The organism is Rhizobium sp. SG570, assembly GCF_012275345.1.
Lineage (GTDB): Bacteria > Pseudomonadota > Alphaproteobacteria > Rhizobiales > Rhizobiaceae > Rhizobium > Rhizobium lusitanum.
On sequence record NZ_JAAZQI010000024.1, the window covers coordinates 82,433 to 93,280 of the forward strand.

10 protein-coding genes are annotated in these 10,848 nt (G+C 61.4%); 9 read left to right on the forward strand and 1 reads right to left on the reverse strand.

Annotation, left to right across the window (positions count from 1 at the left end):
- Positions 1–56 precede the first annotated feature (56 nt).
- On the reverse strand, positions 57–1,259 hold the full coding sequence (locus FHT28_RS31675; protein WP_037199327.1) for an ROK family transcriptional regulator: 1,203 nt from the start codon (positions 1,257–1,259) through the stop codon (positions 57–59).
- A 228-nt stretch (positions 1,260–1,487) separates the two neighbouring features.
- Here FHT28_RS31675 and FHT28_RS31680 point away from each other — a divergent pair, with 228 nt between their 5' ends.
- The 9 genes from FHT28_RS31680 (at position 1,488) to FHT28_RS31725 (ending at position 10,627) form a co-directional block, all read left to right on the forward strand.
- Positions 1,488–2,726, forward strand: coding sequence for an extracellular solute-binding protein (locus FHT28_RS31680; RefSeq protein ID WP_037199328.1), 1,239 nt, complete (start codon positions 1,488–1,490; stop codon positions 2,724–2,726).
- 72 nt (positions 2,727–2,798) lie between these two features.
- Complete coding sequence (locus FHT28_RS31685) at positions 2,799–3,683, forward strand: sugar ABC transporter permease (protein ID WP_168598382.1); 885 nt, start codon at positions 2,799–2,801, stop codon at positions 3,681–3,683.
- Positions 3,683–4,528, forward strand: a complete 846-nt coding sequence (locus FHT28_RS31690) for a carbohydrate ABC transporter permease (protein WP_047561182.1) — start codon at positions 3,683–3,685, stop codon at positions 4,526–4,528. Before FHT28_RS31685 ends, FHT28_RS31690 begins: the two co-directional genes overlap by 1 nt.
- Positions 4,525–5,547 carry an SIS domain-containing protein gene (locus tag FHT28_RS31695; RefSeq protein WP_168598383.1) on the forward strand — a complete coding sequence of 341 codons (1,023 nt, stop codon included), beginning with the start codon at positions 4,525–4,527 and terminating at the stop codon, positions 5,545–5,547. The genes FHT28_RS31690 and FHT28_RS31695 overlap by 4 nt, the downstream gene beginning before the upstream one ends.
- A complete protein-coding gene (locus FHT28_RS31700) occupies positions 5,548–6,477 on the forward strand; it encodes a PfkB family carbohydrate kinase (RefSeq protein WP_168598384.1) in 930 nt (309 codons plus the stop codon). It abuts the gene before it with no gap.
- Positions 6,474–7,538, forward strand: a complete 1,065-nt coding sequence (ugpC, locus tag FHT28_RS31705; protein WP_168598385.1) for a sn-glycerol-3-phosphate ABC transporter ATP-binding protein UgpC — start codon at positions 6,474–6,476, stop codon at positions 7,536–7,538. The genes FHT28_RS31700 and ugpC overlap by 4 nt, the downstream gene beginning before the upstream one ends.
- A 985-nt stretch (positions 7,539–8,523) precedes the next feature.
- Complete coding sequence (locus FHT28_RS31715; protein WP_168598386.1) at positions 8,524–8,745, forward strand: hypothetical protein; 222 nt, start codon at positions 8,524–8,526, stop codon at positions 8,743–8,745.
- 459 nt (positions 8,746–9,204) lie between these two features.
- On the forward strand, positions 9,205–10,257 hold the full coding sequence (locus tag FHT28_RS31720; protein ID WP_047640532.1) for an HWE histidine kinase domain-containing protein: 1,053 nt from the start codon (positions 9,205–9,207) through the stop codon (positions 10,255–10,257).
- On the forward strand, positions 10,250–10,627 hold the full coding sequence (locus tag FHT28_RS31725; RefSeq protein WP_037199340.1) for a response regulator: 378 nt from the start codon (positions 10,250–10,252) through the stop codon (positions 10,625–10,627). The genes FHT28_RS31720 and FHT28_RS31725 overlap by 8 nt, the downstream gene beginning before the upstream one ends.
- Positions 10,628–10,848: the final 221 nt, after the last annotated feature.

Consider the following 10,848-nt stretch of genomic DNA (forward strand, 5'->3'; position numbering starts at 1 on the left):
TTGCGCGGTTGCGGAAGGAAAGCCGCTGCACACTTTTCCTGCAATCTCTCTAAACTTCAGGATTTCAGGATCGCCGAGAAGCGCGGATCGAAGGCATGGCCGATCGGCTCGGCCGCCGCGCCGCGCGCCACGGCCCAGGGGTCGGTCATGCCAAGCTGCAGGCGCGGCAACAGCCGGTCGGCGCGATCGGCATTGGAGGGCAACAGCGGCTGCATGGCGTCGATCAGCCGCGTCGCAAGGGCTGCAGGCGCGCCTCCGCACAGAATCACGGTCTGCGGATCAAAGATAGTCTCGATGAGATGCACGCTCCAGCGCAGGTCGATCGCCGCCTTTTCGATCCAGGCGAGAATCTCCGGATCATCGGCGGCAGCGCGCCTGTCGATCAGCGAATAGATGTCCGGCGCCATCGGATCGACGCCCAGATGCTCGTAGAGCGAGGCCAGCGATGCGCGGTGTTCAAGCTGGGTCAGCCTGCCGCCGGCCGTGAGCAGCGCCATGCCGATTTCGCCGGCATTGCCATGGGCGCCGCTATAAAGATCGCCACCGAGGATCAGGCCGGCTCCGATACCGTAGCCGACATAGAGGCAGACGGCATGATCGAGCCCATGGGCAGCGCCGACCATGCGCTCGGCGGTCGCGCAGGCGGCGGCGTCGTTCTGCAGGGTGACGTTGAGGCCGGTGCCGGCGGAAAGCGTTTCCAATAGCGGAAAGCGCTGCCAGGCGCCCATCATCCAGGGATTGTCGTCCCCGTCCTGTTCGATGCCGAACGGACCCGGCATCGCGACGCCGAGCCCGACGAGGCGCTTCTCCGCCTGTGCGGCACGCAGCTTGAGCTCGGTGCGAACCTCCTGCACGAGCTGCAGCACCACGGGGGTACCCGTGGCCGGTCCGCCGACCGGCAGGTTCGCCTCCTTGCCGATCAGCACATTGCCGACCAGATCGACAGCGATGGCGCGGGTGATGTGACGATCGATCTGCAGGCCGATTGCAAAGGCGCCTTCCGGCACGAGCCCATAAGGCGTCGAGGGTTGCCCCCTGCCGCGGCGCACCGTTTCCCTTGAGATCACCAACCCGTCGATTTCCAGCTCCTCCATGATGTTGGAGACCGTCTGTTTCGTCAGGCGGGTGGCGCGCGCGAGATCGGCGCGGGAGAGGGCACCATTGAGCCGCAAGGCGTCGATGATCACCCGCCGGTTATGGGCACTGGTGCCTTCGTGGTTCGTTCCGCTCGTGGCCCTGATCGGGCGAACATCGTTCATGTGCATTTGCCTCTTGACACCAATAGAATATTGAAGAACAAATAAGTCAAGACAATTGACTTAAAAGAAACCACAGAGTTTCATGAGGGAACGCAGGGGAGCCTCAAGGCTCCGAAGACGCTCCGATCGAGGTTCGGCAGCCTGGCCGGCTGCCCGTTCGACACCTGACGGCGACATTTCAGCCGCCGTTGGAAAATCGCGTGACTGTCAAAAAAACTGGAGGCTGGAATGTTGAAATCATTGAACAAGACACTGCTCGGCGCAGCGCTGATCGGCGTATCCTTCGCGTCGCACGCCTTTGCCGAAACGACGCTGAACGCCCTCTTCATGGCGCAGGCCGCCTATAGCGAAGCCGATGTGCGCGCCATGACGGACGCCTTCACCAAGGCCAATCCGGACATCAAGGTCAATCTCGAATTCGTCCCTTATGAGGGCCTGCATGACAAGACCGTGCTGGCGCAAGGCTCGGGCGGCGGCTACGACGTCGTGCTGTTCGACGTCATCTGGCCCGCCGAATACGCGACCAACAAGGTTCTGGTCGATGTTTCCTCGCGTATCCCTGACGATACGAAGAAGGGCGTGCTGCCGGGCGCATGGACCACAGTCCAATACGACAGCAAATATTACGGCATGCCCTGGATTCTTGACACCAAGTACTTGTTCTACAACAAGGAAATCCTGGAAAAGGCCGGTATCAAGACGCCACCGAAGACCTGGGACGAGCTGACCGAACAGGCCAAGATCATCAAGGACAAGGGCCTTCTGGCCACGCCAATCGCCTGGAGCTGGTCGCAGGCCGAAGCCGCGATCTGCGACTACACCACGCTTGTCAGCGCCTATAAAGGCGACTTCCTCAAGGACGGCAAGCCGGACTTCCAGAACGGCGGCGGCCTCGATGCCCTGAAATACATGGTATCCAGCTACAAATCCGGCCTCACCAATCCGAATTCCAAGGAATTCCTCGAAGAGGACGTCCGCAAGGTCTTCGAAAATGGCGACGCAGCCTTCGCACTGAACTGGACCTACATGTACAACATGGCGAACGATCCGAAGGACAGCAAGGTTGCCGGCAAGGTCGGCGTCGTGCCGGCACCGGGCGTCGCCGGCAAGAGCGAGGCTTCGGCGGTCAACGGTTCCATGGGCCTCGGCATCACCACCGCCAGCAAGCATCCGGACGAAGCCTGGAAGTTCATCACCTTCATGACCTCGCAGGCAACGCAGAACCAGTATGCCAAGCTCAGCCTGCCGATCTGGGCATCGTCCTACAGCGATCCGGCTGTCACCAAGGGCCAGGAAGACCTGATCGCGGCCGCAAAGGTCGGGCTTGCGGCCATGTATCCGCGTCCGACGACACCGAAGTATCAGGAACTGTCTACAGCACTGCAGCAGGCGATCCAGGAATCGCTGCTCGGCCAGTCTTCGCCGGAAGATGCGCTGAAGTCTGCTGCCCAGAACAGCGGTCTCTGATAGTCTTACCGGGCGGCGCCTATCGCCGCCCGCCTCTCGATCCTCCATGAAGAATGAAAGAAGGGGCCCGTCATGTCCGGCACCTCTATGACAACTCGCGCCTGGTTTTTGATGCTGCCGCTGCTGGTGGTGATGGTCGCCGTCATCGGCTGGCCGCTCGTCGATACCGTCGGCCTTTCTTTCACGGACGCAAAGCTTGTCGGCACCGGCGGCAATTTCGTCGGCATCGACAACTATGCGACGATGCTGGCGAACTCCAATTTCCAGCGCACCTTGATCACCACGGCCTGGTTCGCGATCGTATCCGTTGCCGCCGAAATGGTGCTCGGCGTGCTTGCCGCGCTGCTCCTGAACCAGGAATTCAAGGGCCGAGGCATGCTGCGCGCGCTGATGATCCTGCCCTGGGCACTGCCGACCGTCGTCAACGCCACGCTGTGGCGGCTGATCTACAATCCGGAATATGGCGCGCTGAACGCAGCCCTTACCCAGCTTGGCCTGATCGACGCCTACCGCTCCTGGCTCGGCGAACCGGGCACGGCGCTGACGGCGCTGATCGTCGCCGATTGCTGGAAGAACTTTCCACTGGTGGCGCTCATCGCGCTTGCCGCCCTGCAGGCCGTGCCGCGCGATATCACCGCCGCCTCGCTGGTCGACGGCGCCGGCCCCTTCAAGCGCTTCCGCTTCGTCATCCTTCCCTATCTTGTCGGGCCGTTGATGGTGGCGCTGGTGCTGCGCACCATCGAGGCTTTCAAGGTCTTCGATATCATCTGGGTGATGACACGCGGCGGCCCGGCAAACAGCACGCGTACGCTATCGATCCTCGTCTATCAGGAAGCCTTCTCCTTCCAGCGGGCGGGGTCGGGCGCATCGCTTGCCCTCATCGTCACGCTGCTGGTGACGGTGCTCGCCGCCGCCTATGCCGCCCTTGTCCGCAAAACCGCGGGGAGTGCCACCTGATGGAACGCAAGAGCCCGCTCTTCACCTGCTTCATTTATGTCTGTGCCATCCTGCTCGCCGTCGTCATCCTGGCGCCGATTGCCTGGCTCTTCATCATGAGCATTTCGCCGGCTGCCGATCTTGCCGCCAAGCCCTTGCGCTGGTGGCCGCAGACGGCCGACTTCTCGCGCTACAGGGTGTTGCTGTCGACACTGGAAAACAGTGAGGGCGCCGCCTTTACCTCATCGCTGCGCAACAGCATCGAGGTTGCCGGCATGGCGACGATCGCAGCGATCGCGCTGGCGATCCCCGCTGGCTGGGCCGTGTCGCGCACGCCGTCCGTGGGATGGTCGCTGTCGATGGTGATCGCCACCTACATGCTGCCGCCCGTCGCACTTGCCGTGCCGCTCTATATGGGTCTTGCCTATCTCGGCCTGCTCAACAACGTCTTCGGTCTGGCACTTGTCTACCTGACGATCCTCGCGCCGTTTACGACCTGGCTGATGAAATCCGGCTTCGATTCCATTCCGAAGGAGATCGAGGCCGCGGCGATGATCGATGGCGCCGGGCTGTTCCAGACGCTGAAGATCATCACGCTGCCGCTGGCCATGCCTGTGATGGCGACCTCGGCGCTCTTCGCCTTCCTGCTTGCCTGGGATGAATTCTTCTATGCGCTGCTCTTCACCTCCGACCAGCGCGCAAAGACCCTCACCGTCGCCATCGCCGATCTGGCCGGCGGCCGTGTCTCGGATTACGGACTGATCGCGACTGCCGGCGTGCTGGCCGCCCTGCCACCGGTGCTGATCGGTCTTGTCATGCAACGTGCCCTGATCTCCGGGCTGACCAGCGGCGGCGTCAAGGGATGAACATGACCACAGAGAAAACACGCCCCGCCGGGCTTGCCGCGATCGATCGCGAAATGGCCCGCCAACATGCCGATGCGATTGCCTCCTTCGAGGCCGCTGCCGACATGGCTGCCAAGGCGGCAGCCTCGCTGAAGCGCACCGGCAAGCTGCTGCTGCTTGGCATGGGCGGCTCCCACGCCGTCAACCGCGCAGTCGAGCCGCTCTACCGCGCTGCCGGCATCGATGCGATCGCGCTACCGCTCTCCGAACAGCTCGGCCAGCCGCTGTCGCTCGATGACCGGACGATCTTCGTGACGTCGCAGTCCGGCGAAAGCGCCGAAGTGCTGCGCTGGTTCGACGAGACGCGCGGCAATGCCGAGACGTTCGGCCTGACGCTGGAGGGCAGCTCCTTCCTCGCGAGGACCGCTCCCTCGCTGGTGGGCGCCGGCGGCACCGAGCTTGCCTTTGCGGCAACCCGCAGCCTCACCGTGACCTTCGCGCTGCATCTGGCGATCTTCACCGCGCTTGGGCAGGATCCCGCGAGCGCACTGGCGGTACTACAGGCACCGCAGACGCTCGATATCTCGCCGGCGCTTGCTGCCCTTGCCGATGTCGCCACCATCGTTACCTCAGGCCGCCGCCTGCAGGGCGTTGCCGAGGCGCTTGCACTTGGCCTCACCGAACTGTCGCGCCGCCCCTGCTTTTCGCTCGAGGGCGGCCAGTTGCGGCATGGGCCGATGGAAATGCTCGGGCCATCGATCGGCGTCGTGCTTTTCCGTGGCAACGACGCGACCGCCGGCCTGGTGACGGCCATGGCTGTTTCCGCCGTCGAGACGGGGGCGCCTGTGATCATCTTCGACGGTTCGCAGGAAGAACCGGTCCCCGGTTGCATCACGCTCCGTTTCAAGCCGGAAAGCGGCCTTGCCGCCATCTTCCAGATGCTGCCTGTGGCGCAGGCGCTGATGATCGCGTTTGCCGATGCCCGGGTCGAGAATGCCGGCACGCCGCTGCGCTCCACCAAGATCACCCGGAGCGAATGAATGAAGCCACTAGCAGTCATCGGCAACGTCAACATCGACCTGATCCTCGGGCCGGCGGAGCCTTGGCCCAAGGCCGGCACGGAGATCATCGTCGACCATGACGAGCTGCGCGTCGGCGGGCAGGCGGGCAATACCGCACTCGCCTGGGAGGGCCTCGGCATCCATTACGAGATCGCTGCCAATGTCGGCAGCGATCAGTTTGGACGCTGGCTCAGTGAAGCATTCGGCACCCGCAGCAGCAAGTGGCCGGTGCGTCCCGAAGGCACGACTCTATCCGTGGGCATCACCCATCCGGACGGCGAGCGCACTTTTTTCACGACACGCGGCCACCTGCCACGGCTCACATTAGCCGACGTGCATGCCGTGCTCGACGGGACGAAACTTTCCGGCGGCTATGCGCTGCTGTGTGGCGCCTTCCTCACCGACGACCTGACACGCGACTACGAAGCGCTGTTCGACTGGGCGGATAGACACCGGATCACGGTTGCGCTCGACACGGGCTGGCCGCTTGACGGCTGGACCGAGAAGAATTGCAATTCGACGCGGCATTGGCTCTCCCGTTGCGGCATCGCGCTGATGAACGAAGTCGAAACGACGACGCTTGCCGGCGTGGACGATCCGGTTCAGGCCGCGAGTGCGCTTCGTTCGCACATGCCTGATGGAGCCATCGTCGTTGTAAAGCGCGGCCCTGAGGGCGCCATTGCCATCGGGGCCGATGGCAGCTTGGTTTCGGTCGCCGCGCCGCGTGTCACCGTCGTCGATACGATCGGTGCCGGCGATGTCTTCAACGCGGGTTTCCTGGCCGCCCTTGCCCGAGGCGAGCCGCTTGCAGCCTGCATTTCGGCTGGGACTGCGGTCGCTTCCCGTGCCATTTCCACTCTGCCGCGCAGCTACGGCCCGGCCAAAGCATCCGAGGAGGCCGTTCGATGAGCGCGCTTGAAATCCAGAACATCCGCAAGAGCTATGGCGATGTCGAGACGCTGAAAGGCATCGACATATCGCTTGAAAGCGGCGAGTTCCTGGTGCTGCTCGGCTCGTCCGGCTGCGGCAAGTCCACGCTGCTCAACATCATCGCCGGGCTGGCGGAAGCAACCAGCGGCGATATCCGCATCGGCAACCGCTCGGTGCTCGGCGTGCATCCGAAGGATCGCGACATCGCCATGGTGTTTCAGTCCTATGCGCTCTATCCGAACCTCTCGGTCCATCGCAACATCGGCTTCGGCCTGGAGATGCGCAAGGTGCCGGCGGCCGAACGCGACAAGGCGGTACGCGAGGCGGCGAAGCTGCTGCAGATCGAACCGCTGCTCGAGCGCAAGCCGAGCCAGCTTTCCGGCGGCCAGCGCCAGCGGGTGGCGATCGGCCGGGCGCTGGTGCGCAAGCCGGAGGTCTTCCTGTTCGACGAGCCGCTGTCGAACCTCGACGCCAAGCTGCGCATGGAGATGCGCACGGAATTGAAGCGTCTTCACCAGATACTGAAGACCACCGTCGTCTACGTGACCCACGACCAGATCGAGGCCATGACGCTTGCAACCCGCATCGCCGTGATGCGGGATGGTCGGATCGAGCAGCTCGGCACGCCGGACGAGATCTACAATCACCCGACAACACTCTATGTCGCGACCTTCGTCGGCGCGCCGCCGATGAACCTGCTGAACGCGACCGCCGAGGCTGGTGCCCTGCGCATCGACGGCACCTCGATCACGCTGCCCATGCCTGCGACGAAGGACGGGGTCAAACAGGGACAGGAACTGGTCGTCGGCATACGGCCGGAAACGATGCGTCTGGACGAGCATGGCAAGCTGGAGGCCATTTGCGAAGTCGCGGAGCTGACGGGTCCCGAACTGATCGTGACCGCGCAAGCCGGTTCGCAGCGGCTCATGGCCTGCCTGCCCCCGCGCACTGCGATTGCCGCAGGGCAGACGCTGAAGCTCGGTTTCGACGCCAACGCGCTGCACCTCTTCGACCGCGCCACCGGTCGCCGCTGCGAATGATTTCACGGCCATCCCGCAGGCGCGCGTCGAGACGATACCGCAAGGCCGATCGGCAGCCGGCTTCTCTCCGATGCGGCGCATATTGCCACGCTTGCCGAACAGTTGCTCGACCTGCGGCGCCTGGATGTCATCGGCACGAATGTCTCGTGCGTCGATCTGGTGGAATTCTGCCGGAACGTCGCCACCGACACGACGCCTCTCGCCAGTACGCGGGGATACGAATTGTCGCTGAGACAGGTTTCGACCGTCTGGCCATCTAGGGTGATGCCGGCGACCACAGCGCGTCATCGCCAATATCGTCCAGAATGCGATCGAGCACAGAGGCGGCAAGGGAAATATCACCATCAAGATCGACAGACGCGCGATCATCGAAGTTAGGGACGAAGAAGGCCCGGCATAAAGGCCTCGGAACGTGAACGGATATTCGAGCCGTTCCATCGCCTTATCACGGAAACCCTCGCGCCGCAGACGATCATCCGCCGCGATGAGCCGTCCCACTCCGATTCCGACCATTGGACACACTTCGCACAGTCAAGACGTTCGGCCTCAAATCTGAGGTCTTCCGTCTTTCGCCCGCCCTATGGCTAGGTATGGAGGGTGGAAATTTGGAATCTCCGCCAGCTTTCTATAAGTATTTTCTACTATTTCTGCCACCGGAACCTTTGTTCCAGCAAAGAGTTTTCCTGTATGGAGGAAATTTACATGAACACTAATTCGAATAAACCAAATCTAGATCTCAGAACCACGCCATATGCACGCCGCTCTTCTTGGGGGCCGCCGATCGCTATATTGGCGGTTGTTGCTGTCGCAGCGCTGGCGTGGAACTTCTGGCCTTATGCAAACTCGTCTTACACGAGCGCGAAGGAGTCTAGAATTCCGGCTGCCCAGAGGACCACGATACAGCCATCGGCAGCCTCAATGCGGCCTGCGACGGCGCCTGCTCAGCAATAGAGAAGGCTCACCCGCAATAGAGAAGGATAGCCCCATGGCAAAGTATGATGAATCGCCGCTCTTGAGCGCAACAGATGTGAAGCAGGCTGACAAACGCGATACCAGCGCCTATGGGCGTGGCTCAAAAGCCGGCAAACAGAAGAACCCGGCAGAAGGCAACCCCTATCCCGAAGGCAGCCGCGCTGCCAAGTCGTTTGAACACGGACAACTGGACGCTCAAAAAGTCAGATGCAGCGACAAGCCGCCGGGACGATAGGTGCTCGCAAAGTGGCTCAAGTTTCGAACATCGACATTTTTTGGCTTCGCACGACTTGATGCCATATCGGCGGACATGTGTTGTCGCAATATCACCGATCGCGGCGGAACCTGACCGGCTGATCTCGCCGATACATCAACAAATATGCCCTCGAATTGAACCAAATTCGGTTCTGAACGTTGAGTTTAGTTGGAGTGCCATTACGAACAACGCACCGTGCAGTCAAGCGCGATGGAGATGATCGGGCGCTCCCCAGGAGACTTACATGGATACCACCACACTTCTCATCATCGTTATTGTCGTTCTGCTGATCGGCGGCGGCGGCTGGTTCGGCCGGGGTCGTTGGTACTAAGGATGCCCTTGCGGCGCGGATAAATGTTCGCTGGTCGCGAAGCTTCCCAGAGTATACAATAATATCGACTGGCCGCGGCCCGCCAAACCACGGAATAAGGCCGGCGAATGCCAGATATAATCGCCAAATCTGATGGTCAGAAAATCGCCGAAGCCGAGGTCGACGACTTCCGGAGAGAGCTCGGTCCTTTCGTCGTCGCCGCTGAAACGACACGAATGGCGATGGTTTTTACGGATGCGAAAGAATCCGACAATCCCATCATTTTCGCCAACAACGCCTTTCTCGACTTGACCGGCTATACTCGGGAAGAGGTACTCGGACAGAGCTTCAACTTTCTAATGGCGCGCGGCACGGATCCCGATTCGCTTGCGCGCATCGACGCCGCATTCGCGGGCACGACCGGCGGTTCGGAAATTTCCTATCGTCGCAAGGATGGCAGCGTGTTTTGGTCGGCGGTCCTTATCAGCCCGGTTCGAGACGAAAGCGGCGTCATCGTGCAGCACTTCGCCTCTTTTGTCGACCTTACCGATCATAAGCGGGAACAGGCCCAGTCTCGCATGCTCATCGACGAATTGAACCATCGCGTCAAAAATACGCTGGCGACGGTACAGTCGATTGTCTGGCAAGCCCTGAGGAATGCGTCCGACGTCAATGTAATCCGGGATTCCATCGAGCCACGGCTCTTTGCCCTGTCGCGGTCTCATGACCTATTGACCCGGGAAAGTTGGGAGGGTGCGGGGCTGCTCGATCTGGTCAACGCGGCTCTGGAGCCGTTTGGGATTGGAAACGGGCGCTCAGAGCACTTTGTCATCACGGGCCGAAATATCCGCGTCTCACCGAAGGTAACCCTTGCGCTCGGCATCGCGTTCCACGAGCTCGCGACCAATGCCGTGAAATACGGCGCGTTTTCCAACAAGACCGGATCGGTGCTGATCTCATGGACGATTGGGCCGTCGCCGGGAGGCGACTGGCTTCATTTACGCTGGCAGGAGAAGGATGGCCCGTCGGTGACATACCCATCACGGAAAGGGTTCGGCTCGCGCGTGATCGAGCGCGGCCTAGCTCATGAACTGGAGGGCACGGTTGATCTCGACTACCGGAGTGAGGGCATCGTCTGCACGATCAACTTTCCTGCGTCGAACGGTGTTCGTGATGGATAAATTGCTTTCCGGTCGCCGCGTGCTCGTTGTCGAGGATGAAATGCTGATCCTCATCATGATCGAAGACATGCTGGCAGACCTGGGATGTGCGGCCGTGACCAGCGCCGCCACGGTCAATCAGGCCATCGCCCTGATCGAATCTCAAAATTTCGATGTCGCCATGCTGGATATGAACTTGAACGGCGAAATGACTTACCTCGTAGCCGATGCGCTCGCTACGCATGGTGTGCCGTTCGCCTTCTCAACCGGCTACAGCAGTGACGACATTCGGGATGGTTATCGCGACCGGCCGGTTCTGAAGAAGCCGTTTATGGACAAGGAACTGGCCGAGGTCTTTACGCACCTTCTGCGCCGCGCCGCGCTCTTGTGACGCTCATATCTGTCAATTAATTGGTTTACGGTTGAACTGGTTTTGGGTTCAAGCTTATCGCCGATTATTGCTAGGAAGGTTTGAGTTGATTGTCTGCTGGCTCTTTGCTTGAGCGCGGCTCATTCTTCAGGCTGCTCCGGTTGCGAGCTATGGCATGTCAGCTATTGAGGACGCCGTGGCCCATGTGGGAGGTGAGGTAGGGCGCTGCTTGAGGTGGCCGC

Coding starts and splice junctions, on each gene's coding strand:
- FHT28_RS31695 (WP_168598383.1), top strand. CDS start 4,525: ATGAACATGACCACAGAGAAAACACGCCCCGCCGGGCTTGCCGCGATC.
- FHT28_RS31725 (WP_037199340.1), top strand. CDS start 10,250: ATGGATAAATTGCTTTCCGGTCGCCGCGTGCTCGTTGTCGAGGATGAA.
- FHT28_RS31675 (WP_037199327.1), bottom strand. CDS start 1,259: ATGAACGATGTTCGCCCGATCAGGGCCACGAGCGGAACGAACCACGAA.
- FHT28_RS31685 (WP_168598382.1), top strand. CDS start 2,799: ATGTCCGGCACCTCTATGACAACTCGCGCCTGGTTTTTGATGCTGCCG.
- ugpC (WP_168598385.1), top strand. CDS start 6,474: ATGAGCGCGCTTGAAATCCAGAACATCCGCAAGAGCTATGGCGATGTC.
- FHT28_RS31720 (WP_047640532.1), top strand. CDS start 9,205: ATGCCAGATATAATCGCCAAATCTGATGGTCAGAAAATCGCCGAAGCC.
- FHT28_RS31680 (WP_037199328.1), top strand. CDS start 1,488: ATGTTGAAATCATTGAACAAGACACTGCTCGGCGCAGCGCTGATCGGC.
- FHT28_RS31690 (WP_047561182.1), top strand. CDS start 3,683: ATGGAACGCAAGAGCCCGCTCTTCACCTGCTTCATTTATGTCTGTGCC.
- FHT28_RS31715 (WP_168598386.1), top strand. CDS start 8,524: ATGGCAAAGTATGATGAATCGCCGCTCTTGAGCGCAACAGATGTGAAG.
- FHT28_RS31700 (WP_168598384.1), top strand. CDS start 5,548: ATGAAGCCACTAGCAGTCATCGGCAACGTCAACATCGACCTGATCCTC.